This is a genomic window from Pantoea sp. ABR1s, from assembly GCF_057812235.1.
In genome coordinates, this window is sequence record NZ_CM173823.1 from 1,712,252 (window position 1) to 1,737,873 (window position 25,622).

A 25,622-nucleotide genomic window follows, 5' to 3' on the forward strand; every position below is an offset into this window, starting at 1 on the left:
TCATGAGTCGCAAGGAAGATGACGCGCAGCCTGCGCGTCGTCGGTTACTAAAAGGGCTGGGGCTGCTGGGCAGCGCGGCAGCGCTGGGCGGCGGCTGTCCGTTCCATGCAGCCGCCGCCGACAGCTTTTCGCCGGGGACGGTTACGCCGCAGGCCCGACAGCAGATGCAGCCGTTTTATGGTCAGCATCAGGCAGGTATCACGACGCCACAGCAGGCATCGATGATGCTGGTGGCGTTTGATCTGCTCAGCAGCGATAAAACGGAGCTGGTGCGTCTGTTCCGGTTGCTGACCCAGCGTATTGCCTTTCTGACCACGGGCGGTCCGGCACCGGTAGTCACCAATCCGCGGTTGCCGCCAATGGATTCCGGCATTCTTGGGGCGACTATCGCGCCTGATAATCTGACGATTACCGTGTCGGTCGGCAATTCACTGTTTGATGAACGCTTTGGTCTGGCGCCGCACAAACCGAAAAAATTGCAGCCGATGACTCGCTTTCCCAATGATTCGCTGGATGCCAGTCAGTGTCATGGCGATCTGCTGTTGCAGCTCTGTGCCAACACGCAGGATACGGTGATTCATGCCCTGCGGGATATCATCAAGCATACGCCTGACCTGCTTGGCGTACGCTGGCGGCGCGAAGGCTTTATCTCCGATCACGCCGCGCGCAGTCAGGGGCAGGAGACCCCGATCAACCTGCTGGGTTTCAAAGATGGCACCGCCAATCCGGATACCCACAACCCTGCTCTGATGAATCAACTGCTGTGGGTCACAGACGATCAGGACGAACCGGTCTGGGCGCGCAATGGCAGCTATCAGGCTGTACGGTTAATCCGCTTTCACGTCGAAATGTGGGATCGCACGCCGCTGGGCGAGCAACAGACTATCTTTGGTCGCGAGAAATTAAGTGGCGCGCCGCTGGGGATGCAGCATGAGCGCGACGTTCCGGATTACGCCCGTGATCCGGACGGCGAAGTGATTGCGCTGGATGCGCACATCCGTCTTGCCAACCCCCGCACGCCAGAGACGGCAAGCAGCCTGATGCTGCGGCGCGGCTACAGTTACTCCGCGGGTATCTCTGCATCGGGACAGCTGGAGATGGGGTTGCTGTTCGTCTGCTATCAGCACGATCTGGAACGCGGCTTTCTTACGGTGCAGCGACGCCTGAATGGCGAAGCGCTGGAAGAATATATCCGGCCTTTTGGCGGCGGTTACTTTTTTGTTTTGCCCGGTGTACCAGACGCCAGCCATTATTTAGCGCAGTCGTTGCTGGAAGCCTGATTAAAATTCAACCACTGTGGGCGTCCCTGTTCTGGTCGCCCACGTTTTACGGTTTTCGTGCTTTGCTGGCTGAGGTTAAACTGAGTTTTAGCGGTTGTCTGGCATATATAAAATAAGCTAATCCGCTGTAATACAACGCTTTTACATTTTGCCTTAAAAGAAATACATACACGTGATTAGCAATTCTTTTGCCAGCAGGTAAAATTACTATTGCAAAGGCCCAACAAAATGGTGCACTTTATTAAACAGGCGTAATCGGATGTGTTGATGTATCACACTGGAGTTCGCGCATGGGTCGAGTCTTTAATGGAAAGTCACTGTCAGTAAATAGATTGCGCCTGACCGCGAGGGCAATTCTGCCTCGTTATTTCTTCCTTCCTTCAACCATCTCTTTTGTCTTATCGCATCCTGTTTTATCCGGTGTTCAGCTACGCTATTGCGCTGCTGCATACCCACTATCCTGTCCTGTCATGGCTCAAAAGGAAGCCAACTGAAACCTCTAAAGCGTTCACGTTATCGCAACGGGCCACCGGCCTGACGCAGGAAATGAAACCAACTGAAAGGTGCCACTATGGGAAGACAGAAAGCAGTGATCAAAGCGCGTCGTGAAGCAAGAAGAGTGCTTCGTAGTGACTCAAGAAGTCATCGTCAGCGTGAAGAAGAGTCGGTCACTTCGCTGGTGCATATGAGTGGACTGGATGCCATTGGCATGGCGCGCGATACGCGTGACCGGTTGCCGATTGAAGCCCGTAATGAAGCTCAGGCGCACTATCTTAACGCCATAGAGAGAAAACAGCTGATCTTCGCAACCGGTGAAGCCGGGTGCGGTAAAACCTGGATCAGTGCCGCAAAAGCGGCTGAGGCCCTGATTAATAAGGATATCGACAGGATTATCGTTACGCGCCCGGTACTGCAGGCAGATGAGGATCTGGGATTCCTTCCCGGCGATATTTCTGAGAAATTCGCGCCTTATTTCCGCCCGGTTTATGACATTCTGGTTAAACGTCTTGGCGCATCCTTTATGCAATATTGTCTGCGTCCGGAAATTGCCAAGGTAGAGATTGCACCGTTCGCCTATATGCGTGGTCGCACTTTCGAAAATGCTGTGGTAATTCTGGACGAGGCGCAGAACGTCACCGCCGCGCAGATGAAAATGTTCCTGACCCGACTGGGCGAAAACGTCACGGTCATTGTTAACGGCGATATTACCCAGTGCGACTTGCCCGCTGGGGTGCCTTCCGGTCTCGCAGACGCGCTGGCGCGTTTCGAAGAGGACGAGATGGTTGGCATTGTACGCTTCGGCAAAGAAGATTGTGTGCGTTCTGCGTTGTGTCAGCGCACCCTGCACGCGTATAGCTAGCGTTTGATTGAGTAGAAGTGTAGCGCCCAAACCCGGCTCCGGCCGGGTTTTCTTATTGTGGGGCAGGGGCTGCGCACGTGGTCGTTCCCCGGCGGGAGTTATTACGCTCTCTCAGAGTGAAATATGCAAAAAAAAGAGCCTGAACAAAAGTTCAGGCTCTTCTTTGAAGATGGCGGTGAGAGAGGGGTTCGAACCCTCGATACGTTGCCGTATACACACTTTCCAGGCGTGCTCCTTCAGCCACTCGGACACCTCACCAGATTTACTTCGCTGACCGCGATGGGTCAACGGGGCGGTACTATAGGGAGTCGACTGAAAACGGTCAAGCACTATTTTTCTCTTTTGATCTATTCGCTTAAGCTCTGAACGAATCGATTTACTGCGTCATAAAACCCGCCGTTTTACCGGCCACATCCCGTCATCCTGATGAGCCCGGTCAGGTGAGTTTTATGGCAGCAAATAAACCGGGGCGGCGTTCTCACCCTCGTTACTGGTCAGACGCTGCCCCGACTGATGCCGGAATCAGCTCTTTACTCTGTTAGCGAAACTTTTACGCAGCTTCTGCAATTTCGGTGGAATGACCGCCATGCAGTAGCCGTTGCGCTGGCCCGCGCCTTCCCAGTAATCCTGATGATAAGCTTCAGCGGGATACCACTCTTTCAGCGGCTCAATGGTGGTCACCACCGGCACATCATGGTCAGCCTGAGCGCGGGCAATGGCGGCGCGTGCTTCCGCTTCCTGCTCTGCATTGGCCGGGAAAATGGCGGAACGATACTGGGTGCCAATATCATTACCCTGACGGTTAAGCTGGGTCGGATCATGCGTCACAAAGCTGATATCCAGCAGATCGCCAAAGCTGACTTTATCCGGGTCGAAGCCAATGCGGATCGCTTCCGCATGACCGGTCGCACCGCTGCAGACCTGCTCATAAGTCGGATTCGGCCGGGCACCGCCGGTATAACCGCTTTCTACCGACTCTACGCCGATCACATCCTTAAATACCGCTTCGGTACACCAGAAACAGCCGCCAGCGATAACTGCGTATTCGATTGCCATAATAATTTACTCCTGTCAGGTCGAAAGAGGTGAATGGGGGCGCAGAAGAGCGCTTTCAACTAGATCAGCATCTCCGGTTTAAAATCGCCGCTCTTATCCAGTATTTTGTCGCTCATCACGCTGAACCGGCCTTCGCCAGTGTAGTGCAGGGTAGTGGGGTATTCCGGCTGCTCGGCAACGTGCGCTTTAACAATCTCAAAAATAAACAGGTTGTAGTTAGCGACCATCGAATCGTCATAAAGCTGACACTCAAAGCTGGCAAAACATTCGGCAATCATCGGCGCGCCAACCACCTGAGCGGGTTCCGGCGTCAGGCCAAATGCCTCAAACTTATCAATGCTGTCGCCGTGGCTGTTGCCGATTGCCACAACTTCATCAATCAGCGAGGAAGAAGGAATGTTCAGCACGCACTGACCGCTGTTGCGGATAAGCTCATGGCTGTGGTTCATACCGGCAATCATGCAGCCGACAAGTGACGGAGAAAACTCCAGCACCGTGTGCCAGCCGAGCGTCATGATGTCATGTTGATCTTTGTACTGCGAACTGAGCAGCAGCACCGGTCCGGGCTCAAGGTATTTGCGGGCTTTGCTAACCGGAAAAGCATATTTGTGCATGCGTTGGCTCATGGCGTAACTCCTGAAACGGAACGTAACCATTAAGTGTAGAGCACCGGGCGGATGCAGCAGGCGTGTCAGCGGGCAGAAATGCGAGGTTGATGGCGGCGTCCGGCAGCGCAGACATTTTTAGCGGCAGTGTCGCGAGCTTAAGGTTTCCTTAATATGCAATCGCGATACTGCCTGCTTTAACTGAGGATGATGCTATGAAAACTGCTCCTGTTGCCCTGTCTGTGACTGCTCCGCGTCCGATGAGTGAATATGCTGCACTGCTGATTGCCGCAGCCACGGTCGTTCTGTTCCTCTCCGCCTGGTTCAGCGCTTAAAACTTCACCACGGCACGACAACCGCTTCGGTCGCGGCGGTTCTCTAAGAAAAACTGAAACCGGTGTAACTGGACGATGCGGCTGACGATGCTCAGCCCGAGTCCGATACCGCCGTAGCGACTGTCCATCCGGATAAACGCTTTACTCAGCTCGCCACTTTTACTCTCATCAATTCCCGGACCCTGATCTTCCACCACCAGCATCGGCTGAGGAGCTAACACCAGCTGCACACTGATGGTGCTGTTATCCGGGCTGTAGCGATGGGCGTTCTCCACCAGGTTACGCAGCAACATCTTCAGCAGCGTGGCATCACCGCGCACAAACTGCTCCTGTGGCAGATCGAGCACCAGCGTCTGCTGATGCGCCTCCAGCATAATACTCAGCTCTGCCTCCATTGGCAGGATCACATCTTCAATCAGCCCCACGTTCTGATAGGTGCCAGAGGTAAAAGACTGCCCGGCGCGCGCCAGATTCAGCAGCTGCGACACACTGTGCGTCATCTGATCCAGGCGCTGCACCAGCGGCTGAACTTTGACATCGCTGTTACGTTCGATTAACTCCAGATGCAGCCGCAATCCCGCCAGCGGCGTGCGCAGTTCATGTGCCACGTCGGCGGTGAACAACCGTTCGCGCTCCAGACTGCTGTTCAGACGCGCGACCAGCTGGTTTATCGCCTGCGTCACCGCATCGATCTCCTGAACCTGACTGTGGCAGGCGACGGGATCAAGATTCTCTTCGCTGCGACTCTCCAGTTCACGCTGCAGCTGATAAAGCGGCCGGGTAATCCATTTCACCGCCTGATAGCAGAGCAGCAGCGTCAGGGTAATCATCACCAGACTTGGCACCGCCAGGCTGGCTACCGCTTCATGCACTTCACGCTTAACGTGACTGTCCATGTTGCGCTTCTGCAGCTGCGCTTCCACCAGAAACTGAATCTGCTCTTTGCTCTCATGCCATAGCCAGACCACGCTGATCACCTGGAAAACCAGCAGGATCAGACCGATGGTCAGGATGAGACGAAAGCGCATACTGCGATGATCGAAACGTCTTATCATGTTGCCTCACGAACGCCATCCTGCGTCACCAGCGCATAGCCAAAACCGCGCACGGTGCGGATAGCGCTTTTGCCAATTTTGTCGCGCAGATTATGGATATGCACTTCCAGGGTATTAGTAGAAGGCTCGGTCTCCCAGTTATAGATATCCTGGTAGAGAATTTCACGGTGAACCGGATTCCCGGCCTTGAGCATCAGCCGTGACAGAATCGCAAACTCTTTGGGTGTCAGATCCAGCAGTACGTCGCTGAGCGTAATCTGGCGATGGGTCATATCCAGCGCCAGCGCACCCACTCTGACATGACTGTCGCCCTGATTGACGTGGCGGCGAATCAGGGCGCGGATCCGCGCCAGCAACTCATCCAGCGAGAACGGTTTGATCAGATAGTCGTCCGCGCCAGCGTCGAGTCCGGCAATGCGTTCGCTGATGGTGTCGCGTGCGGTCAGGATCAGCACCGGCGTCATCTTCTTCTGCCGCCGCAGGCGTATCAGAAAATGCAGTCCATCTTCATCCGGCAGGCCAAGATCCAGCACCACCAGACTATACAGGCCGCTGGCGAAATGCGCTTCAGCATCCCGCACCCGCGTAACGCCATCACAGACATAGCCTTCCCCTTCCAGCGCCAGCATCAGACCCTGCAGCAGCAGGGCATCATCTTCAACAATCAGTATCTTCATTAAGGTTGGCTCCGACACGACGTCAAAATATCATCCGCAGGCACATATTCGTGGGTCGCGGTGCCGGTTAATCCCAGCATGGTTGAAAACAGATTATCCTGTGAAAAATCGTCTGTCGCCGCCAGTTTATTCAGACAGCCGCGATTAACCGCATAACGTTTCTGATAATCATCGGAAAGCCAGATCAGCAACGGCACATGTTTCTGGGTGTCCGGCGCGATAGCATAGGGCAGGCCATGCAGGTAAGCACCATTTTCACCCAGGGATTCGCCATGGTCAGACAGATAGACCAGGCTGGTGGTGAAGCGGTCCTGATGCGCGCGCAATACATTAATGGCTTTATCGACGATGTGATCCACATTGACCAGCGTATTGTCATAGGTGTTGATCAACTGTTGTTGCGAACAGTCCTGGATCTGGTTGGTGTCGCAGGTCGGTTCAAACTGACGAAACTGTGGCGGATAGCGATGGCTGTAAGTCGGGCCATGACTGCCAATGGTGTGCAGCACAATCACCGCGTTGCCTTTTAACTGACTGATGTAATCATCCAGACCGTGGAACAGCACGTCGTCGTAGCACTCACCATCAATACACATGCCGGGCAGGTTCAGGCTGGTCATGTCCTGATGCGGAACGCGGTCGCAGGCCCCTTTACAGCCCCCATCGTTCTCATTCCACAACACGCTAATCCCGGCGCGCTGAATAATATCCAGCAACCCCTCCTGATGGGCGGCCAGCACATCATCATAGTGGGCGCGCGGCATATTGGAGAACATGCAGGGCACGGAAACCGCCGTCGCCGTTCCGCATGAGGTGGTGTGCGGGAAATAGATCACATTATCTTTGGCCAGTAAGGGGTTGGTCAGACGACCGTAACCGCCCAGCGAGAAATTTTGCGCACGCGAGGTTTCGCCCAGCACCAGAATCGTCAGGTTAGGTTTGCCACTGCTGCGGCTGGGCTGCAGGTGCGCATCTTCACCGATGCGTATCAGCGGCGCGTTCTGTAACTGCTCATGCTTATACCAGGAGAGCGTCGCCGCGATGCTGTTAGAGGGGCTCAGCGCTTTTACCAGCTCGCGGTTGTTACGGAACAGCGAAGCGTAATCTTTATAGAAGAGCAGGGCGATCAGCACAATCAGCGCCGCTGACAGCAATACGCTGAGCAGTCGCGCCAGCACGCCGCGCCACTGCTGCTTTTTGATTCGCGGCCAGAACAGCAGCAACGTCATCAGCACGCCCGAGGTGAGCAGGGTTACAAGCAGCTGTGGCGTAATCAGCGCAAAAGATTCCGAGGCGGTGGTATCCATCATGTTGGTGATCATCGAGCGATCGACCACGATGTTATAGGTGTGAATAAAGAACTGTGCCGAGGCGGAGAGCAGAATAAACAGCGCGGCCAGCAGCCGATCCAGCCAGATAAACGAGGCCAGCGTAATCACGATATTGATCACGCTAAAGGCGACCAGCGGCATCGATAAAAAGACCAGCGTGGTGTGCAGGTCGTTCAGCGGCATCACCGCCAGCACCTGACGGTAATAGGCAACGTTAAGGAAAACCGCGATGTAAACCGCAGCCAGAATCAGCAACGTAAGGCGGCTAATCAGCGGCCTCTTCAGGGTAAACGCCATGTGAGCAGGAACCAGAGTAATAAAAGTGTCACGAGAATGCGCTTTCAATATTAGGAATACCTTAAGAGCCTTAAGCTTTGGGGGGGCCGACTCTGCCGGGTGCGATACGTGCGTGACTCCAGTCAGCAGCGGATCGTGTCTGGCCTGATCATCGGAAGCGAAGCAGAATTGAATGGTGCTTTTATGCTGACTTAACCGCAGCGGCTGGCATGAAACCTGCATCTTTCTGGCGTAACCCCTGTTAATGACTACACTTACTGTGAAGATGTTCTCAGTTAGCCAGTATTGTCAGCAATGCGCTTGCAAGTTTGAGGAGAGTGACCTATCCCGTTACCGCGTTTTATCCCTCAATCACCGCTTTATCAGAATTTCCCGCTTGCTGACCTGACTGCGTCAGGACATTCTTGTTTTAACTCAATGTTTTATTAAAATTCGATTTTCAGGAGAAGTAACGTGACCCAAGCGGCAGACACCCATGCCAGGTACCCGACATTAAGCGGCGGGCAGTACGCCTTCTTTTTTGATGTCGACGGCACGCTGGCAGCGATTCAGTCCCGTCCCGAAGCGGTATTTATTCCTGAGCAGGTCATCGCGCAACTGCAGCAGCTCTCTGCACTCTCGCAGGGCGCGCTTGCGCTGGTCTCCGGCAGACCCATAGAACAACTCGATGCGCTGGCCGCTCCCTGGTACGGCCCGGCTGCGGGCGTACATGGTGCTGAGCGCCGTGATGCAGAGGGTAATCTGCAACGCATCAGCCTGCCGGTCGAGGTGGAGCAATCGCTCAGGGCGGAATTGCAGGATGCCATGGCATCCTGGCCTGGCACCCAGCTGGAGGTAAAAGGCATGGCTTTCGCACTTCACTACCGCCAGGCGATGCAGCATGAGCAGGATGTGATGCGACTGGCTGAACAGTCAGTAAAACGTTTTCCCGGACTGGCGCTTCAGCCGGGGAAATGTGTGGTAGAGATTAAACCGGCAGGTATCGATAAAGGCGCCGCAATCAGCGACTTTATGCAGCAGCCCCCTTTTGCCGGACGTACGCCGGTCTTTATTGGCGACGATCTGACGGATGAGAAGGGCTTTCTGGCCGTGAACGCACGGCAGGGCGTCTCGATCAAAGTCGGAGAAGGTTCCACCCAGGCCCATTATCGGCTTCATGATGTCGATGCGGTTTACGGCTGGCTGGAAAGAACATTATTACTATCAGATCAAGACAACGTCGGTAAGGAGTTTAGGTTATGAGTCGTTTAGTGGTTGTATCTAACCGTGTCGCCATGCCCGATGGGTCAAAAACCAGCGCTGGCGGTTTGGCCGTCGGTATTCTCGATGCACTGAAAAGCACCGGTGGACTGTGGTTTGGCTGGAACGGTGAAATCAGCGAGTACACAGGCGAAGAGGTGGAAGAAGTCACGGTTCAGGAACATGAAGGTATTGAGTATGCCTCGTTCCCGCTGAGCCAGAACGATTACGATCTCTACTATTGCCAGTTCTCAAACACTGTCATCTGGCCCGCATTCCATTATCGCCTTGACCTGGTGCAGTTCCAGCGGGAAGCCTGGGAAGGGTATTGCGACGTTAACGATGCGGTGGCACAGCGTTTAAAACCGCTGATCAAGCCGGATGATATTGTCTGGATCCACGATTATCACTTTTTACCGTTTGCAGCCGCGTTGCGTCGGGCGGGCATTAATAACCGTATCGGCTTCTTCCTGCATATTCCGTTCCCGACGCCTGAAATATTTAATGCGCTGCCGCCGCACAAAGAGCTTCTGGAAATGCTGTGCGAATATGACCTGCTGGGTTTCCAGACCGAATCGGATCGGGTGGCCTTCCTCGACAGCGTCAGCCAGCTTACACAGCTGCAGAATAAGGGCGACAAAAAACATCGCGCCTTTGGCAACACCTTTATGACTGAGGTTTATCCCATAGGGATTGAGCCAGACAGTATTAAAGAGATGGCCGAAGGGCCGCTGCCACCGAAAATGGCCGCCATGAAGAAAGAGCTGGGCGATGCACGCAATATTATTGCCTGCGAACGTCTCGACTATTCCAAAGGTCTGCCTGAGCGTTTTCTTGCCTATGAAGCGCTGCTGGAGAACTTCCCGCAGCATCGCGGCAAAATCCGCTACTCGCAGATTGCTCCGACCTCGCGCGGCGATGTGCAGGCGTATCAGGATATCCGTCATCAGCTGGAGACCGAAGCAGGGCGCATCAACGGTAAATACGGTACGCTGGGCTGGACCCCGCTCTACTACCTTAACCAGCATTTTGACCGTCGCCTGCTGATGAAAATCTTCCGTCTGACCGATGTCGGTCTGGTTACGCCGCTGCGTGACGGTATGAACCTGGTGGCGAAAGAGTACGTGGCTGCGCAGGACCCGGATGATCCCGGTGTACTGGTGCTGTCGCGCTTTGCGGGTGCGGCTAACGAGCTCACCTCCGCGCTGATTGTAAATCCGTATGACCGTGATGAAGTGGCAGCCGCGCTGGATAGGGCGATTACTATGCCGCGTACCGAAAGGATTTCACGCTACAACGACATGATGGCGGTATTGCGTAAAAATGATATTACCGCCTGGCGTGAAGGCTTCCTGAAAGACCTGGAACGCATTGAACCGCGCAGCGTTGACCACAACACGGTTAATAAAGTCGCGACCTTCCCAAAACTCGCCTGATATCTGTTCTGACTCAGGGTTATGAAAGCAGCGGCGCCTCTACGGCGTCGCTGCTTTTTTTTCGGCCCAGGTCACAGAAAACTCGCCTGCTATCTGTTAATGACCGTTTGCTACGATTCTACGCTGATAACGTCAGTGGCTGCCCGGAGTGGCCCGATAAATGCAGGTAAGCCCGGAAATCCCCGTCCTGTCAGCCCCTGCCGCTTTCTTTACCTTCTTTACTCAAGTTTCTCTTCAGGCTGCCGATAGTGATAGTGCCAACGCATAACCCTTCGTTAATTCATTCGACTTTCTTATATAACCCCTTGTTACAGTGGGAATCAGAGTCTGTACACCCGGTCACCACTGTTAACGCCAGGTTGCCAGAAATCTGACCTGCTGCCGTATAAACCTTAACGATTTCATTACTCACCCTCTGCGATACTCCCCTTAAGTAACTAATTTAAAAGCAAATAACCGCACGTCGCAGCAGCATAATATGCTGATAACCTTTCTTTGGGTGGTTCTAAATAGGGTGTTAAAACGATTAACACCCGATATTCATTCCGGACTGCGCAAAGCGTCGAATAGCGATGCTTTTACCCCCTATTAAACCTTTCTCAGGACCAATTGGACTTAAAGTCGGGCTTTTTTGCTCAAAAAATGACCAGTCGGTAAGTAATGGTAAAGGGTTGCTGAAGAAATTTGCGTTAAAAGTGTGATCTGCGTCACACTTTATCTAAAATTTCACATCACTGTCGTTGTATGTCGAAATCAGACGATATAGATTTGCGTTGTTTTCGGAATAGTCCTAAAAAATGTAAGAAGACGTCACGGAAGATGTCCAGAACTCGAAAATAAAATGGCATGGATTTTCGACCTTCGGTGGGTCTGAAACCCACACAAAAATGGAAGGCGAAAACGGTGACATTAACGTTACGTGAAGTTTTTTTTGCCATCTTTTGATTTAACAAACAGCAGCTCGAACCGCAGATTTATTCTGCGATACAGTTACGTCGCATCTCTCAGGATGGAAAAATAATGGGCACCTCTGAAGTACTGAAACATATTTACGATCTCAACTTGTCTTATTTACTGCTTGCGCAGCGTTTAATTAACCAGGATAAAGCTTCTGCAATGTTTCGCCTCGGAATTGACGAGAAAATGGCGAATGCATTATCTGAATTAACATTGCCTGAGATGGTAAAAATGGCGGAAACCAATCAACTGGTTTGCCAGTTTCGTTTTACCGATAGCAGCACCATTAATCGCCTGACGCAGGAATCACGCGTGGATGATTTACAACAAATCCACACCGGCATTTTATTATCGAGCCGTTTACTGCGTAATGCGTCTAAAGATGATGCACCTGCTAAAAAGAGAGCAATGTCATGAGTGAGAAAAGTATTGTTCAGGAAGCACGTGATATTCATCTCGCGATGGAGCTCATTACATTAGGTGCCCGCTTACAGATGCTTGAGAGCGAAACCCAGCTGAGCCGCGGTCGTCTCATTAAGCTCTATAAAGAATTACGTGGCAGTCCGCCACCGAAAGGTATGCTGCCGTTCTCTACGGACTGGTTTATGACGTGGGAGCAGAACATTCATGCTTCTATGTTCTGTAACGCCTGGAAGTTTTTGCTGAAAACCGGGTTGTGCAGCGGCGTCGATGCCGTGATTAAAGCTTACCGCCTGTATCTTGAACAGTGTCCTCAATCGGACGAGGGCCCGCTGTTGGCGCTGACTCGTGCCTGGACCCTGGTCCGATTCGTTGATAGCGGTATGCTGGAACTGGCAGATTGTAAAAGCTGCAACGGCAGCTTTATTAATCATGCGCATCAGCCGGTTGGCAGCTTTACCTGCAGCCTGTGCCAGCCACCATCACGGGCAGTAAAAAGACGTAAACTTTCTGCAGAACCTGCCGATATGTTTCCACAACTGCTGGATGAACAGGTTAAACACGCCGTTTAAGTTTGTTCGCACTGTGGAAGCCATCCAGCAGCGGTTAATACCGCTGCTTTTTTTTTGCTTGCGGTTCAGGAATAACATCTGCGGCTCTCTGGCTTAACTTCCACCAACACGTTACGGACGTAAGGATTTTTTTGTGCTGATAATTATAGGTTACCTGATTGTTTTAGGCTCCGTGTTGGGCGGATATGCGCTGGTAGGTGGCCATCTGGGCGCGCTTTATCAGCCAGCCGAATTATTAATGATCGGCGGTGCCGGTGCCGGTGCTTTTTTAGTCGGCAACAACGGTAAGTCGATTAAAAAAACGCTGAAGGCGCTGCCTAAGTTATTTCGCGGCTCCAAGTACAACAAAGCGGTTTACATGGATTTGATGGCGCTGCTTTATCGCCTGATGGCGAAGTCGCGTCAGCAGGGTATGTTATCGCTGGAACGCGATATTGAAGATCCCAGCCAGAGTGAAATTTTTGCTAATTATCCCCGCATTCTTGCCGATAAACAGTTAGTGGATTTTATTACTGACTATTTGCGCCTGATGGTGAGCGGCAACATGAACGCTTTTGAAATCGAAGCGTTGATGGATGAAGAGATTGAGACCTACGAACACGAGTGTGACGTACCAGCGCAAAGTATTGCTGCAGTGGGTGATGGTCTTCCGGCATTCGGTATCGTCGCCGCGGTAATGGGCGTGGTCCATGCACTGGCTTCGGCCGATCGTCCAGCCGCTGAACTCGGTGCGCTGGTCGCGCATGCGATGGTGGGCACCTTCCTGGGCATCCTGCTGGCCTACGGGTTTGTCTCTCCACTCTCGTCAGTGCTGCGTCAGAAGTGTGCGGAAACCACCAAGATGATGCAGTGCATTAAGGTGACATTGCTGTCGAGCCTGAATGGTTACGCGCCGCAGATTGCGGTGGAATTTGGTCGTAAGACGCTCTATTCCGCCGAGCGTCCGTCGTTCAGCGAACTGGAAGAGCACGTACGTAACGCCAAGAACCCGGCTAAACAGACTTCAGACGAGGCTTCATGAAACACGGCAATCGCCCGATTGTGCTGATCAAAAAGCGCAAACATAAAGGCCATGAAGGCAGCCACGGATCGTGGAAGATTGCCTACGCCGACTTTATGACGGCGATGATGGCCTTTTTTATGGTGATGTGGCTGCTCTCAATCGCCAACCCGCAGGAGCTGGTGCAGATAGCAGACTACTTCAAAACACCGCTGAAGGTAGCGATTACCGGCGGGGCGCGCAGCAGCGACAGCGAGAGCCCGATCCCCGGCGGCGGTGATGATCCGACCAAAAAGATTGGCGAAGTGAACAAAGTCGTCGATATGGACGCCCAGAAACGCAAGCTGGATGAGATTCGTCTTAACCGGCTGCGTGAAAAGCTCGACCAGCTGATTGAAGCGGATCCGCGTCTGAAAGCGCTGCGCCCGCATCTGATCATCAACATGGTGGAAGAGGGGCTGCGTATTCAGATTATCGACAGCCAGAATCGCCCGATGTTTAAGACCGGTCGGGCCGAGGTTGAGCCCTATATGCGCGATATTCTGCGTGCGATAGCGCCAGTCCTTAACGACATTCCGAACCGCATCAGCCTGGCCGGACATACCGATGATTTTCAGTATGCCAGCGGTGACAAAGGCTACAGCAACTGGGAACTGTCGACAGACCGTGCTAACGCCTCACGCCGTGAACTGGTGATGGGCGGCTTAGACAGCGGAAAAATTTTACGGGTGTTGGGTATGGCCGACACCATGCGCCTGAAAAATCGTGGCGGTAATGACGCCGTTAACCGCCGCATCAGCCTGCTGGTGTTGAACCACGACACCGAAGCGGCAATAGAAAAAGAGAACGCAGAAAGTGATGCCGTCCAGATCAGCGATCCGGCGGCCATTGAACAGATTACCGCACCTGCAACACCAGGCGGCGCGGTGAATACAGCAGCCCCCTCACAGCCGAGGTGATTCCCGTGAGTATGGACATCAGCGATTTTTACCAGACGTTTTTTGATGAAGCCGATGAGCTATTAGCGGATATGGAACAACACCTGTTGGGCTTAGACCCGCAGGAGCCAGATTCGGAACAGCTTAACGCCATCTTCCGTGCCGCTCACTCCATTAAGGGTGGGGCCGGAACCTTTGGTTTTACGGTATTACAGGAAACGACTCATATCCTGGAAAACATTCTGGATGGTGCTCGTCGCGGCGAGATGCAGCTCAGCACCGACATCATCAACCTGTTTTTGGAAACCAAAGATATTATGCAGGAACAGCTCGATGCTTATAAAACCGCGCAGGAGCCTAACGCGGAGAGCTTCAAATATATCTGTGAAGCGCTGCGCCAGTTGGCGCTAGAGGCCAAAGGTCTGCCGGCTGATGTTCCGGCCAGTGTTGCCACTGCCAGCGCAGAATCGGCCAGCACCAGCGGCCTGCGTGTACAGCTGATCGATCTCAAAGAGAAAGAGGTCGATCTGATGCTGGAAGAGATGAGTAATCTCGGCACCCTGACAAACGTACAGAAAGGCAGCACCACGCTGGATGTCTGCATTGATGGCGTCGGTAAAGATGACATCGTGGCGGTGCTCTGCTTCGTCATCGACGAAGCACAGATCCGCTTCCCGGCAGCAGATGAAGCCGTTGCCGCGCCAGCTGCTGTTGCAGCTGAGGCCGAACCGGTGGTGGAAGACGTTCACACCGCCACCGTCACCGAACTGCCGGTGGCCGCAGTGAAGCGTGAAAGTAAGCGCGTCGCGGCCCCTGCCAAATCGAGCGAATCCACCAGCATCCGTGTTGCGGTGGAGAAAGTCGATCAGCTGATCAACCTGGTGGGCGAACTGGTGATTACCCAGTCAATGCTCGCTCAGCGTTCCGGCGAACTCGATCCGGTCGCGCACGGTGACCTGCTGAACAGCATGGGTCAGCTGGAGCGTAACGCCCGCGATCTGCAGGAATCGGTGATGTCGATTCGTATGATGCCAATGGAATATGTCTTCAGCCGCTTCCCGCGTCTGGTGCGTGACCTGGCCAGCAAACTCGGCAAAGAGGTCGAACTGACGCTGCTGGGCAGCTCAACCGAACTCGATAAGAGCCTGATTGAGCGCATCATCGATCCATTAACGCACCTGGTGCGTAACAGCCTTGACCACGGTATCGAAACGCCAGAGAAACGTCTGGTGGCCGGTAAAGTGGCAACCGGTAACCTGACGCTTTCAGCGGAACATCAGGGCGGCAACATCTGCATTGAAGTGTCTGATGATGGTGCCGGTCTGAACCGTGAACGTATTCTGGCTAAAGCCCTCTCATCGGGCCTGCCGGTTCACGAGAACATGAGCGACGAAGAGGTCGGCATGCTGATCTTCGCTCCGGGCTTCTCCACCGCAGAGCAGGTGACGGATGTTTCAGGACGCGGCGTCGGTATGGACGTGGTGAAACGAAATATTCAGGAGATGGGCGGTCACGTCGAAATCGCCTCGAAGCAGGGCAAAGGCACCACCATTCGTATCCTGCTGCCGCTGACCCTGGCCATCCTTGATGGGATGTCCGTTCGTGTGGCCGATGAAGTCTTTATTCTGCCGCTGAATGCGGTGATGGAGTCGCTGCAACCGCGCGCCGAAGAGCTGAAACCGCTGGCCGGTGGCGAGTGCGTGCTGGAAGTGCGTGGCGAATATCTGCCACTGGTCGAGCTGTGGAACGTCTTTGATGTGCAGGATGCCAAAACCGAGGCCACTCAGGGCATCGTGGTAATCCTGCAAAGCGCGGGCAAACGTTACGCGCTACTGGTCGATCAGCTGATTGGCCAGCATCAGGTGGTGGTGAAGAACCTGGAAAGTAACTATCGCAAAGTGCCGGGCATCTCCGCCGCCACCATTCTTGGCGATGGTAGCGTGGCGCTGATTGTTGATGTTTCAGCACTGCAATCACTTAACCGTGAAAAACGTGTGGCTGGCGCTGCCGCCTGATTGATAACGAAAGGGTAAATAACATGAATGGAATGGCAACCGTGACAAAAATCGCTGGCGAAACTGTGGGTCAGGAGTTTCTGGTCTTCACGCTGGGCGACGAAGAGTACGGCATCGATATCCTCAAAGTTCAGGAAATTCGCGGTTACGATCAGGTAACGCGTATCGCAAATACCCCTGAATTTATCCGCGGCGTCACTAACCTGCGCGGCGTTATCGTGCCGATTATCGATCTGCGCGTGAAGTTTGCGCAGCCCGATGTTGAGTACAATGAAAACACCGTGGTTATCGTGCTGAATCTGGAAAATCGCGTGGTCGGTATTGTGGTTGACGGCGTCTCTGATGTGCTGTCGCTGACCCAGGATCAGATCCGTCCTTCACCAGAGTTCGCTGTGACCATGTCCACCGAGTACCTGACCGGTCTGGGTGCGCTGGGCGATCGCATGCTGATTCTGGTCGACATTGAGAAGCTGCTGAGCAGCGACGAGATGGCGCTGGTGGATAACCTGCGTAGCGCGTAATTGAATCATCACGGGCCGGTTATGGCTGGCCCGTGATAGTTTCACTGAGCGATAATTCCTTTCTAATCATACAATAAAGCCGCATTGCACTCTAATTTCCCGCTGTCACCTGCCGATAATCCCTCAGTCACTTTAATTACCTACTTTCTTCAAGGTTACTCATGTTAACGAAAATCCGTGTTGTCACCAGCCTGTTACTGGTGTTGCTGGTGTTTGGGCTGTTACAGGCCTTCTCCGGTTCTGTTTTCTACTCCGCATTAAGCCACGACAAGCAAAGCTTCGCCGTGTCGCAGCTGGCGATGCAAAATACGCAGTCGCTCAACGACGCCTATATGAGTCTTAACCAGAGCCGGGTGCTGCTGACCCGTATTCAGCTGCGTTTCGCCACCAGTAAGCTGGAAGGCAAAACGGCCGATGTCGCCACGCTGTTTGACGACAGCAAAAACTTTCAGCAGGCGGCCGCCGGTTTTTTCAAAGTCTTTAAAGAGACACCCGATACGCCGGGACAAAATAGTGAGTTAAACAACCAGCTGGAGCAGCGCTACAGCGACTATGGCGCTGCGCTGGATCAGTTGCAGACCGCGCTACAGGCAAACGATCTGATTGCGGCCGGTAAAGCCCCGGTGGCGCCAAGCCAGAGTGCGTTTCTGACGGTTTACCGTGAATGGCGAGCCGATCAGAATCGCCTGACTACGCTTGGTGTTGAAGAGAACAGTTCTGCTTACAGCCGTATGATGTGGATCCTCTCCACCATCATGGCCGTCGTGGTCGCCGTGATCGTGCTCTGCTGGTTTGGACTGCGCAAAATCGTGATGACACCCCTCAACAGCAGCATTAATCACATTCAGCATATCGCCCAGGGCGATTTAACCCAGCCGATTGTGGTGGAAGGGCGCAATGAGATGACTCAGCTCGCGGCCAGTCTGCATGACATGCAGCAGTCACTGGTGCGCACGGTGACCAATGTGCGTGACGGCTCGGATGCGATTTTCACCGGTGCCAGCGAGATCTCTGCCGGAAACAATGATCTTTCTGCCCGCACAGAACAGCAGGCTGCGTCACTGGAGCAGACGGCGGCCAGCATGGAGCAGCTCACTGCCACGGTGAAACAGAACGCCGAAAACGCCCGCCAGGCGTCACAGCTGGCACTCAGCGCCTCAGAAACCGCAGAAAAAGGCGGCAACGTGGTGGCGGGTGTCGTGAAAACCATGAGCGAAATCGCCAGCAGCTCGAAGAAGATTGCCGATATCACCAGCGTGATTGATGGCATTGCTTTCCAGACTAATATTCTGGCGCTTAACGCCGCCGTTGAAGCGGCGCGTGCCGGCGAGCAGGGTCGCGGTTTTGCCGTGGTCGCGGGCGAGGTGCGTAATCTGGCCCAGCGCAGCGCCCAGGCGGCAAAAGAGATCAAAGGGTTGATCGATGACTCAGTGAACCGGGTCAATGTCGGTTCGCAACTGGTCGGCACCGCCGGGGAAACCATGAGCGATATCGTCAGTGCGGTTACGCGCGTCACCGACATCATGGGTGAAATCGCCTCGGCGTCGGACGAGCAGAGTCGCGGTATCGATCAGGTCGGGCAGGCGGTCACTGAGATGGATCGCGTTACCCAGCAGAACGCCTCGCTGGTGGAAGAGTCCGCTGCCGCAGCCGCCTCGCTGGAAGATCAGGCCAGCCGGTTAAGTCAGTCAGTGTCGGTCTTCAAAATTAAACGCGGCGCATTGCAGCAGACGCTGACAAAGCATCTGCCGATTGCCGCACCCGCTACGGCGGCGCTGGCACCACGCAAAGCCCTGACGGCACCGGTCAGTGATACTCACTGGGAAACCTTCTGATGTCATGCTGCGCATCCTGCGGGATGCGCAGCAACCCCTCGCGATTCCTCTGCGTAAAGCCAAACTCAGCAGCTCATGCTGATAAAAATAATTACAAAAGCCACTTCTCTCCTGAAAGCGCTGAATAGCGTTAATTAATCCTGTTACATCGCCGATATAGCCGCTGCACCTAAATTAACCTGCAGGGGAACAAGATGTTAAAAAAAATAAAAGTGGTGACCAGTTTAATCGCAGTCCTGGTCATCTTCGGCGCGCTCCAGCTAGTCGCTGGCAGCCTTTTCTGGTCAGCCCTCAATAAAGACAAAGAGTCCTTTGCGCTGTCGCAGGTCTCTAATCGCAATGTCACCGAGATGACTGACGCCTATATTTCACTGAACAACAGTCGTACCACGCTGAACCGCGGCATGCTGCGCTTACAGACCAGCATGGCCTCGCAGATGAACGGTGGTCAGCTTGATGAGCTGATCAACAAAGCCAATACCCAGTTAGCGGAAGCCGATCGCCACTTTAAAATCTATTACCATCTGCCAACCACGTCAGGTCTTGACGAAACCATGGGCGACACGCTTGAAGCCGATTACGCTAACTACGAAAACGGCCTGAAGGCGATGGTAAAAAGTCTGCAGGCGCGTGACCTGGAAGGGATGTTTAAACAGAACATTGAGCAGAAACAGGTCGCGATGCAGGAGAGTTACAACAAATGGCGTGCGCGTCAGACTGAGCTTTCCGATCAGGGAATGGAGCAGAACCAGAAAGCCTTTAAACAGATGATGTGGCTGCTGGCCGCGATTGGTGTTGCGGTGCTTGCGGTGATTATTACCTGCTGGTTTGGCCTGCGTCAGGTGCTGATTCAGCCGCTGCAACAGCTGCTGGCACAGATACGCGCTATTGCCTCCGGCGATTTGACCCAGCCGATTGTGGTTGAGGGGCGTAATGAGATGAGCCAGCTGGCAGCAGGCATTCATGAGATGCAGCAGTCGCTGGTGATGACGGTGGGGAATGTGCGTGACGGCTCTGATGCCATCTTTACCGGTGCCAGCGAAATCGCCGCCGGTAACAACGACCTGTCGGCCCGCACCGAAGAGCAGGCCGCTTCGCTGGAGCAGACCGCCGCCAGCATGGAGCAGCTTACCGCCACGGTGAAGCAGAATGCTGACAACGCCCGTCAGGCATCCCAGCTGGCGCTGACCGCCTCCGAAACCGCGCAGCAGGGCGGTAAAGTGGTGAATGGCGTGGTCACAACCATGAAAGAGATCGCCGGCAGCTCGAAGAAAATCGCGGACATTATCAGCGTGATCGACGGCATCGCCTTCCAGACTAATATCCTGGCGCTGAATGCGGCGGTTGAAGCGGCACGTGCCGGTGAACAGGGTCGCGGTTTTGCGGTGGTGGCCGGTGAAGTGCGCAGTCTGGCCCAGCGCAGCGCTCAGGCCGCCAAAGAGATTAAAGGCCTGATTGAAGACTCGGTGTCACGCGTCAACAGCGGTTCACTGCAGGTTGAAAGCGCCGGCAGCACCATGAATGAGATTGTGGGTGCCGTGACCCGCGTTACCGACATCATGGGTGAGATCGCCTCCGCTTCCGATGAGCAGAGCCGCGGTATCGAGCAGGTCGGTCTGGCCGTTACCGAAATGGATCGCGTGACCCAGCAGAACGCCTCGCTGGTTGAGGAATCTGCCGCCGCTGCGGCCGCACTGGAGCAGCAGGCCAGCGTCCTGACCCAGGCCGTCTCCGTTTTCAAAATTTCCCGCGCCTGATTTTTTCCTCTTTCAACATGGCGGCGGCGTAAAGCCGTCGCCATGCATAAAGTTCCCCCCGTCTCCGCCGATAAATACACACGAATCGCCAACCAATGAGGTGTTTATGTTTAGTCGAGTACGAGTCGTCTCCGGCCTGCTGTGTGTGCTGGCGCTGTTTGCGCTGCTGCAGCTGTTTTCCGGCGGAATGTTTTTCAAAACTGTCAGTTCAGATAAAGAGAATTTTGCCTACAACCAACGCCTGAATACTCTGCAACAGGCGATGGGCACCTCATGGGTTTCGCTGGTTCAGGCGCGCAATACCCTTAACCGCGCCGGTATCCGTTTTCTGCAGGATGCACAGATGTCGGGCTCGGGTGCCAGCGTGAAAGAGCTGGTCGCCCTGGCGGGCGAGGAGCTGAAGCAGGCTGAAGTCAGCTATCAGATATTCAACGATAACCTGTCAGAAGAAGGCAAAACGGCCGAAAACGTCCGGGCGTTACAGGCGAACTACAAGGCCTATCACGATGCGCTGGCGGAGCTGATGGTCTTCTTCACCGCCGGCAATTTCAAAGGTTTTGTGGATCAGCCGACCCAGAGCTACCAGGACAAGTTCCAGAAAGATTACAGCGAGTGGCTTGAGCACAATAAAGCGCTGTCTCAGCAGGGTGTGGAAGCCAACCAGCACGCGTATACCCGCTCCATCACTATTGTCATCGCCACACTGGCAGTGACCTTGCTGATGATTATCCTGGTGTGGAACGTGATGCGCTCGGTGCTGATCCGTCCGCTGCGTCAGAGTATTGAGCATATCCAGCACATCGCACGGGGCGACTTGACCCAGCCGGTTGAGATTAGCGTACGTAACGAAATCGGTGAGTTACTGACTTCGCTGCAGCACATGCAGCAGGAGCTGGTCCGTACCGTGCGTACCGTACGAGACGGCTCTGATGCCATCTATACCGGTGCCAGCGAAATCTCCATCGGCAATAACGATCTCTCTTCGCGTACCGAACAGCAGGCCGCTTCGCTGGAGCAGACCGCTGCCAGCATGGAGCAGCTCACCGCGACCGTGAAGCAGAATGCCGAAAACGCCCGTCAGGCGTCCAAGCTGGCGCTGACCGCCTCTGAAACCGCGCAGCAGGGCGGCAAAGTGGTGGATGGCGTGGTCACCACCATGAAAGAAATTGCGGGCAGTTCCAAAAAGATTGCCGATATCACCAGTGTGATTGATGGCATCGCCTTCCAGACCAACATCCTGGCGCTGAATGCGGCGGTTGAAGCGGCGCGTGCCGGTGAACAGGGTCGCGGTTTTGCGGTCGTTGCCGGTGAAGTGCGCAGCCTGGCGCAGCGCAGCGCCCAGGCCGCCAAAGAGATTAAAGGTCTGATTGAAGATTCGGTTAGCCGCGTTAATACCGGCTCGGTGCTGGTAGAGAGCGCCGGTGACACCATGAGCAACATCGTCAGCGCGGTCACCCGCGTCACCGACATCATGGGTGAGATCGCCTCAGCGTCAGACGAGCAGAGCCGTGGCATTGACCAGGTGGGCCTTGCCGTGACCGAGATGGATCGCGTCACCCAGCAGAACGCCTCACTGGTCGAAGAGTCAGCGGCAGCGGCTGCAGCGCTCGAAGATCAGGCAAGTCACTTAAAACAAGCGGTATCAGTGTTCAATATTGGTAAAGAATTTGTCGCTCAGGCCGTTAACAAGACAACGGCGATGAAAACTCTCCAGTCAGATGCACCGTTAGCCGTTGGTCGTTCGCCTGCTACCCGCAGCGACGACAACTGGGAAACCTTTTAAACGCCCGTGGCCCGGCCGCTATTGAGCCGCCGGGCATCGCAGCAGACAAATAATGTATTTAGTTCGGGCCAGGTGCAGAGATGAAAAAATCGACAATTTTAGATCAAAATGAGACGACAACGCTGCTGTCGCAAATGGTGCAGCGTTTACCGCTCTCCGATACGCATTTTCGTCGTATCAGCCAGCTGATCTATCAGCGTGCCGGTATCGTACTGGCCGATCACAAGCGTGAGATGGTTTACAACCGTCTGGTTCGTCGCCTGCGTACGCTGAATATCGATGATTTCGGTCGCTACCTGGCGCTGCTGGAGTCCGATCCGAACAGTGCCGAGTGGCAGGCGTTTATCAATGCCCTGACCACTAACCTGACCGCGTTCTTCCGCGAAGCGCATCACTTCCCGATTCTGGCGGAGCATGCACGTAAGCGACAGGGCAACTTCAGCGTCTGGAGTACCGCAGCGTCAACCGGCGAAGAGCCTTACTCCATCGCCATGACGCTGGCGGAAGCGCTGGGCACCGGACCGGGCAAGTTCCAGGTTCATGCCAGCGATATCGACACCCAGGTGCTGGAAAAAGCGGTGGCGGGTGTTTATCGCCAGGAGGAGCTGCGTACGCTGTCACCCGCGCAAATGCAGCGCTACTTCCTGCGCGGCACCGGTCCTCATGCCGGTATGGTGCGGGCGCGTCCCGAGCTGACCAATATGGTCACTTACGCGCAGCTTAACCTGCTGGCCAATGACTGGGCGCTGCCGGGTCAGTTCGACGCTATTTTCTGTCGCAACGTGATGATCTATTTCGATAAAGAGACGCAGGAGAAGATTCTGCGTCGGTTTGTCCCGCTCCTGAAGCCGGGCGGCATTCTGTTCGCCGGTCACTCAGAAAACTTCAGTCAGATCAGTAAAGAGTTCTGGCTGCGCGGGCAAACCGTCTATGGACTGACGAAGGAAAGATGATGAGCAAAATCACCGTGATGTGCGTAGATGACTCTGCGCTGATGCGGCAGTTGATGACTGAAATCATCAACAGCCATCCGGATATGGAGATGGTCGCTACGGCGCCCGATCCGCTGGTCGCCCGCGATTTGATTAAGCAGTTCAATCCGCAGGTGCTGACGCTGGATGTGGAAATGCCGCGCATGGATGGCCTCGATTTCCTGGAAAAACTGATGCGGTTACGGCCAATGCCGGTGGTGATGGTTTCATCGCTGACCGGGAAAGGCTCTGAAATTACCCTGCGCGCGCTGGAGCTGGGAGCGGTGGATTTCGTCACCAAGCCACAGCTCGGTATCCGCGAAGGGATGCTGTCTTACAGCCAGATGATTGGCGACAAAATTCGTGCCGCTTCCCGTGCCCGACTGCACAACCGTGCAGCGATGCCGGTGCCGGCGACGCTGAAAGCGGGCCCGCTGCTGAGTAGTGAGAAGCTGATTGCGATTGGCTCCTCAACCGGGGGTACCGAGGCGATTCGCCATGTGCTGCAGCCGTTACCGGCGACCAGCCCGGCACTGCTGATTACCCAGCATATGCCGCCAGGCTTTACCCGCTCTTTTGCCGAGCGTCTGAACAAGTTGTGTCAGATCACGGTGAAGGAAGCTGAAGATGGTGAGCGTATTCTGCCAGGCCATGCCTACATCGCGCCAGGCGCAATGCACATGGAGCTGGCCCGAAGTGGCGCCAACTATGTGGTGAAACTGAATGAAGGACCACCGGTTAACCGGCACAAACCCTCTGTGGATGTGCTGTTTAAATCGGTGGCAACTTACGCCGGACGAAATGCGGTGGGGGTCATCCTCACCGGCATGGGCAACGACGGTGCCGCCGGGATGCTGGAAATGCATCGGGCAGGCGCCTGGACTATTGCCCAGAACGAAGCCAGCTGTGTGGTATTTGGCATGCCGCGTGAGGCCATTGCCACAGGCGGCGTGAGCGAAGTCGTGGATTTAAGCAACATCAGCCAGCATATGCTGGCGAAAATTAGCGCCGGACAGGCATTGCGTATTTAACAGGCCCGTCCCGCCGGGCGAGACAACTCAGGAGTAGATATGGCTGATAAAAACATGCGCTTTTTGGTAGTAGACGACTTCAATACGATGCGTCGTATTGTGCGTAACCTGCTGAAAGAGCTGGGCTTCAATAACGTAGAAGAAGCGGAAGATGGTGTGGACGCCCTCGGCAAACTGAAAGCGGGTGGTTTCGACTTCGTGATTTCCGACTGGAACATGCCAAACATGGATGGCCTGCAGCTGCTGCAGACCATTCGTGCCGACGCGGCAATGAGTTCGCTGCCGGTGTTGATGGTGACCGCGGAAGCGAAGAAAGAGAACATTATCGCCGCCGCCCAGGCCGGTGCCAGCGGATATGTCGTGAAGCCATTCACTGCGGCAACCCTGGAAGAAAAGCTGGGTAAAATTTTCGAAAAACTGGGCATGTAAGGGGATGTGATGAGCGACTTTCCGAAACCAACTGAGGATGCCGCGGCACACGACATCATTTCACGTATTGGCTCTCTGACGCGCATGCTGCGCGACAGCCTGCGCGAGCTGGGGCTGGATAAAGCCATAGCCGATGCGGCTGAAGCCATTCCTGATGCCCGCGACCGTCTGGATTATGTTGTGCAGATGACGGCGCAGGCCGCCGACCGTGCGTTGAACTGTGTTGAAGCAGCACAACCCCATCAGGATAAGATGGAAGCCGGGGCAACCCAGCTGAAAGGGCGTTGGGATGAGTGGTTTGAGAACCCGATTGAACTGGGTGATGCGCGGGAGTTGGTGACGGATACGCGCGCATTCCTCACCGCCGTGCCAGAGCATACCGCCTTTACCAACAAGCAGCTGCTTGAAATCATGATGGCGCAGGATTTCCAGGACCTGACCGGTCAGGTGATCAAGCGCATGATGGATGTGATCCAGGAAATTGAGCGCCAGCTGTTAATGGTGCTGCTGGAGAATATGCCAGAAGTCAGCGCTGAGAAGCGTCAGGAAGGCACCAGCCTGCTGAACGGGCCGCAGATTCACGCCGATGCACCGGGCGTGGTGGCGAACCAGGATCAGGTTGATGACCTGCTGGACAGCTTAGGGTTCTAGGTTTCGTCCGCCTGCGGGCGGGCAAAACAGCTGCAGGTTATAATAAACAGGGTCACCTTCGGGTGGCCCCG

Annotated in this window: 22 protein-coding genes and 1 tRNA gene; 17 read left to right on the forward strand and 6 right to left on the reverse strand. The window is 54.6% G+C overall.

Features of this window, described 5'->3' with window-relative positions:
* Positions 1–2: 2 nt before the first annotated feature.
* A complete protein-coding gene (efeB, locus tag ACXKZD_RS07870; protein WP_033757967.1) occupies positions 3–1,280 on the forward strand; it encodes an iron uptake transporter deferrochelatase/peroxidase subunit in 1,278 nt (425 codons plus the stop codon).
* A 571-nt stretch (positions 1,281–1,851) separates the two neighbouring features.
* Positions 1,852–2,640 carry a phosphate starvation-inducible protein PhoH gene (phoH, locus tag ACXKZD_RS07875; protein WP_010258505.1) on the forward strand — a complete coding sequence of 263 codons (789 nt, stop codon included), beginning with the start codon at positions 1,852–1,854 and terminating at the stop codon, positions 2,638–2,640.
* 170 nt (positions 2,641–2,810) lie between these two features.
* Here the strand turns inward: phoH and ACXKZD_RS07880 are convergent.
* The 6 genes from ACXKZD_RS07880 to eptA all read right to left on the reverse strand — a co-directional run bounded on the left by ACXKZD_RS07880 (position 2,811) and on the right by eptA (position 7,996).
* A tRNA-Ser gene (locus ACXKZD_RS07880) sits at positions 2,811–2,898 on the reverse strand.
* Positions 2,899–3,162: 264 nt separating this feature from the next.
* Positions 3,163–3,696 (reverse strand): peptide-methionine (S)-S-oxide reductase MsrA, encoded by a 534-nt coding sequence (msrA, locus tag ACXKZD_RS07885; protein ID WP_010670823.1) that lies wholly within the window; start codon positions 3,694–3,696, stop codon positions 3,163–3,165.
* Between the two features lie 59 nt (positions 3,697–3,755).
* Positions 3,756–4,322 carry a flavin reductase family protein gene (locus ACXKZD_RS07890; protein WP_061902513.1) on the reverse strand — a complete coding sequence of 189 codons (567 nt, stop codon included), beginning with the start codon at positions 4,320–4,322 and terminating at the stop codon, positions 3,756–3,758.
* A gap of 310 nt (positions 4,323–4,632) precedes the next feature.
* The gene (pmrB, locus tag ACXKZD_RS07895; RefSeq protein ID WP_010258517.1) at positions 4,633–5,691 is read right to left on the reverse strand and encodes a two-component system sensor histidine kinase PmrB; all 1,059 of its coding nucleotides are present in this window, start codon (positions 5,689–5,691) and stop codon (positions 4,633–4,635) included.
* Complete coding sequence (pmrA, locus tag ACXKZD_RS07900; RefSeq protein ID WP_010670822.1) at positions 5,688–6,368, reverse strand: two-component system response regulator PmrA; 681 nt, start codon at positions 6,366–6,368, stop codon at positions 5,688–5,690. Before pmrA ends, pmrB begins: the two co-directional genes overlap by 4 nt.
* The gene (gene eptA, locus ACXKZD_RS07905) at positions 6,368–7,996 is read right to left on the reverse strand and encodes a phosphoethanolamine transferase EptA (protein WP_182500290.1); all 1,629 of its coding nucleotides are present in this window, start codon (positions 7,994–7,996) and stop codon (positions 6,368–6,370) included. The genes pmrA and eptA overlap by 1 nt, the downstream gene beginning before the upstream one ends.
* 453 nt (positions 7,997–8,449) lie before the next feature.
* Here eptA and otsB point away from each other — a divergent pair, with 453 nt between their 5' ends.
* From otsB to cheZ, 15 genes are all read left to right on the forward strand, one after another.
* Entirely contained in the window at positions 8,450–9,238 is a 789-nt protein-coding gene (otsB, locus tag ACXKZD_RS07910; protein WP_022625498.1) for a trehalose-phosphatase, read from the forward strand.
* Positions 9,235–10,671, forward strand: a complete 1,437-nt coding sequence (otsA, locus tag ACXKZD_RS07915; protein ID WP_060680405.1) for an alpha,alpha-trehalose-phosphate synthase — start codon at positions 9,235–9,237, stop codon at positions 10,669–10,671. The genes otsB and otsA overlap by 4 nt, the downstream gene beginning before the upstream one ends.
* Before the next feature lie 1,020 nt (positions 10,672–11,691).
* Complete coding sequence (gene flhD / locus ACXKZD_RS07920; protein WP_010258528.1) at positions 11,692–12,045, forward strand: flagellar transcriptional regulator FlhD; 354 nt, start codon at positions 11,692–11,694, stop codon at positions 12,043–12,045.
* On the forward strand, positions 12,042–12,620 hold the full coding sequence (flhC, locus tag ACXKZD_RS07925; protein ID WP_010258532.1) for a flagellar transcriptional regulator FlhC: 579 nt from the start codon (positions 12,042–12,044) through the stop codon (positions 12,618–12,620). The genes flhD and flhC overlap by 4 nt, the downstream gene beginning before the upstream one ends.
* 133 nt (positions 12,621–12,753) lie before the next feature.
* Positions 12,754–13,641: a flagellar motor stator protein MotA gene (motA, locus tag ACXKZD_RS07930; RefSeq protein WP_003849139.1), complete on the forward strand. Its 888-nt coding sequence runs from the start codon at positions 12,754–12,756 to the stop codon at positions 13,639–13,641.
* On the forward strand, positions 13,638–14,579 hold the full coding sequence (gene motB / locus ACXKZD_RS07935; RefSeq protein ID WP_010258536.1) for a flagellar motor protein MotB: 942 nt from the start codon (positions 13,638–13,640) through the stop codon (positions 14,577–14,579). The genes motA and motB overlap by 4 nt, the downstream gene beginning before the upstream one ends.
* An 11-nt stretch (positions 14,580–14,590) precedes the next feature.
* Positions 14,591–16,573: a chemotaxis protein CheA gene (gene cheA, locus ACXKZD_RS07940; RefSeq protein WP_187661369.1), complete on the forward strand. Its 1,983-nt coding sequence runs from the start codon at positions 14,591–14,593 to the stop codon at positions 16,571–16,573.
* A gap of 23 nt (positions 16,574–16,596) precedes the next feature.
* Positions 16,597–17,094 (forward strand): chemotaxis protein CheW, encoded by a 498-nt coding sequence (gene cheW, locus ACXKZD_RS07945; RefSeq protein WP_010258541.1) that lies wholly within the window; start codon positions 16,597–16,599, stop codon positions 17,092–17,094.
* Between the two features lie 161 nt (positions 17,095–17,255).
* The gene (locus ACXKZD_RS07950; protein WP_033757951.1) at positions 17,256–18,929 is read left to right on the forward strand and encodes a methyl-accepting chemotaxis protein; all 1,674 of its coding nucleotides are present in this window, start codon (positions 17,256–17,258) and stop codon (positions 18,927–18,929) included.
* A gap of 194 nt (positions 18,930–19,123) precedes the next feature.
* Positions 19,124–20,686 (forward strand): methyl-accepting chemotaxis protein, encoded by a 1,563-nt coding sequence (locus ACXKZD_RS07955; RefSeq protein WP_010258545.1) that lies wholly within the window; start codon positions 19,124–19,126, stop codon positions 20,684–20,686.
* A 106-nt stretch (positions 20,687–20,792) separates the two neighbouring features.
* Positions 20,793–22,469 (forward strand): methyl-accepting chemotaxis protein, encoded by a 1,677-nt coding sequence (locus tag ACXKZD_RS07960; RefSeq protein ID WP_010258548.1) that lies wholly within the window; start codon positions 20,793–20,795, stop codon positions 22,467–22,469.
* An 80-nt stretch (positions 22,470–22,549) separates the two neighbouring features.
* On the forward strand, positions 22,550–23,422 hold the full coding sequence (cheR, locus tag ACXKZD_RS07965) for a protein-glutamate O-methyltransferase CheR (protein ID WP_010258551.1): 873 nt from the start codon (positions 22,550–22,552) through the stop codon (positions 23,420–23,422).
* The gene (locus tag ACXKZD_RS07970; RefSeq protein WP_010258555.1) at positions 23,422–24,471 is read left to right on the forward strand and encodes a protein-glutamate methylesterase/protein-glutamine glutaminase; all 1,050 of its coding nucleotides are present in this window, start codon (positions 23,422–23,424) and stop codon (positions 24,469–24,471) included. Before cheR ends, ACXKZD_RS07970 begins: the two co-directional genes overlap by 1 nt.
* 39 nt (positions 24,472–24,510) lie before the next feature.
* Positions 24,511–24,900: a chemotaxis response regulator CheY gene (gene cheY, locus ACXKZD_RS07975; protein WP_010258559.1), complete on the forward strand. Its 390-nt coding sequence runs from the start codon at positions 24,511–24,513 to the stop codon at positions 24,898–24,900.
* 9 nt (positions 24,901–24,909) lie between these two features.
* The gene (gene cheZ, locus ACXKZD_RS07980) at positions 24,910–25,551 is read left to right on the forward strand and encodes a protein phosphatase CheZ (protein WP_003849160.1); all 642 of its coding nucleotides are present in this window, start codon (positions 24,910–24,912) and stop codon (positions 25,549–25,551) included.
* Positions 25,552–25,622 lie beyond the last annotated feature (71 nt).

Excerpts from the sequence above, each read along its gene's own strand:
- efeB (WP_033757967.1), top strand. The coding sequence starts at position 3 with ATGAGTCGCAAGGAAGATGACGCGCAGCCTGCGCGTCGTCGGTTACTA.
- phoH (WP_010258505.1), top strand. The coding sequence starts at position 1,852 with ATGGGAAGACAGAAAGCAGTGATCAAAGCGCGTCGTGAAGCAAGAAGA.
- msrA (WP_010670823.1), bottom strand. The coding sequence starts at position 3,696 with ATGGCAATCGAATACGCAGTTATCGCTGGCGGCTGTTTCTGGTGTACC.
- ACXKZD_RS07890 (WP_061902513.1), bottom strand. The coding sequence starts at position 4,322 with ATGAGCCAACGCATGCACAAATATGCTTTTCCGGTTAGCAAAGCCCGC.
- pmrB (WP_010258517.1), bottom strand. The coding sequence starts at position 5,691 with ATGATAAGACGTTTCGATCATCGCAGTATGCGCTTTCGTCTCATCCTG.
- pmrA (WP_010670822.1), bottom strand. The coding sequence starts at position 6,368 with ATGAAGATACTGATTGTTGAAGATGATGCCCTGCTGCTGCAGGGTCTG.
- eptA (WP_182500290.1), bottom strand. The coding sequence starts at position 7,996 with ATGGCGTTTACCCTGAAGAGGCCGCTGATTAGCCGCCTTACGTTGCTG.
- otsA (WP_060680405.1), top strand. The coding sequence starts at position 9,235 with ATGAGTCGTTTAGTGGTTGTATCTAACCGTGTCGCCATGCCCGATGGG.
- flhD (WP_010258528.1), top strand. The coding sequence starts at position 11,692 with ATGGGCACCTCTGAAGTACTGAAACATATTTACGATCTCAACTTGTCT.
- flhC (WP_010258532.1), top strand. The coding sequence starts at position 12,042 with ATGAGTGAGAAAAGTATTGTTCAGGAAGCACGTGATATTCATCTCGCG.
- motB (WP_010258536.1), top strand. The coding sequence starts at position 13,638 with ATGAAACACGGCAATCGCCCGATTGTGCTGATCAAAAAGCGCAAACAT.
- cheA (WP_187661369.1), top strand. The coding sequence starts at position 14,591 with ATGGACATCAGCGATTTTTACCAGACGTTTTTTGATGAAGCCGATGAG.
- cheW (WP_010258541.1), top strand. The coding sequence starts at position 16,597 with ATGAATGGAATGGCAACCGTGACAAAAATCGCTGGCGAAACTGTGGGT.
- ACXKZD_RS07950 (WP_033757951.1), top strand. The coding sequence starts at position 17,256 with ATGTTAACGAAAATCCGTGTTGTCACCAGCCTGTTACTGGTGTTGCTG.
- ACXKZD_RS07955 (WP_010258545.1), top strand. The coding sequence starts at position 19,124 with ATGTTAAAAAAAATAAAAGTGGTGACCAGTTTAATCGCAGTCCTGGTC.
- ACXKZD_RS07960 (WP_010258548.1), top strand. The coding sequence starts at position 20,793 with ATGTTTAGTCGAGTACGAGTCGTCTCCGGCCTGCTGTGTGTGCTGGCG.
- cheR (WP_010258551.1), top strand. The coding sequence starts at position 22,550 with ATGAAAAAATCGACAATTTTAGATCAAAATGAGACGACAACGCTGCTG.
- ACXKZD_RS07970 (WP_010258555.1), top strand. The coding sequence starts at position 23,422 with ATGAGCAAAATCACCGTGATGTGCGTAGATGACTCTGCGCTGATGCGG.
- cheY (WP_010258559.1), top strand. The coding sequence starts at position 24,511 with ATGGCTGATAAAAACATGCGCTTTTTGGTAGTAGACGACTTCAATACG.
- cheZ (WP_003849160.1), top strand. The coding sequence starts at position 24,910 with ATGAGCGACTTTCCGAAACCAACTGAGGATGCCGCGGCACACGACATC.